This is a genomic window from Porphyromonas sp. HMSC077F02 (assembly GCF_001815465.1).
In the GTDB taxonomy this organism is placed as follows: Bacteria; Bacteroidota; Bacteroidia; order Bacteroidales; family Porphyromonadaceae; genus Porphyromonas_A; species Porphyromonas_A somerae.
This window is the reverse complement of record NZ_KV820651.1, coordinates 16,256-16,784: the sequence shown is the minus strand read 5'-3', so window position 1 is coordinate 16,784 and position 529 is coordinate 16,256. Positions and strand designations below refer to the sequence as shown.

Here is a 529-nt window from a genome sequence, read left to right as displayed (position 1 = left end):
GACTGCCGTATCACACGAAATGTCGGATGAACCTGAAATATGACGTAGTAGTGAGGCGGTATATTCATAGTACCAACTGGATAGAGCGCTTTAATCGGCAAATAAAGAAGGGAGCGACCTATAAATGTGCCTTTCCAAGTGTTGATTCTGCACTTCATCTAGTAGGGAGCATCGCCCTTAATTCCTCCTACTTAGGAAGGCGAATAGGCGATCTTATAGGTGGACTGAGGAAGCTATAACATTCAGAAAGATAACGAGATGCGCTTTACTTCCCAACACAAAGCTATCAACCAAAAAGAATACGGCAAGGCGGTGTCTCCGCTACGCTACGACAGCCTTGCCTTAATTCTTTCTTGGTCTATCTTTGTTGTTTATGGGAAGCAAAGCGAAAAAAAAGTATATTTGCAATTCAAAGAGGCATTCTGCCTTACACACTTTTTGGGATACTACCTTTGTACTTCGTTATACACAGGTCTTCGGCACTTGGGGGGGAGGGCGTGCCTTGACCTGTGCCTATTTAACACGGACC

The 529-nt window shown here is 44.4% G+C and carries 1 protein-coding gene; it reads left to right on the top strand.

Going from position 1 to position 529, the window contains the following annotated elements; all coding sequences use genetic code 11:
- A partial coding sequence (locus tag HMPREF3027_RS09500) for a transposase (protein ID WP_210400671.1) occupies positions 1-239 on the top strand: 239 nt, incomplete at its 5' end.
- Between the last annotated feature and the right edge of the window lie 290 nt (positions 240-529).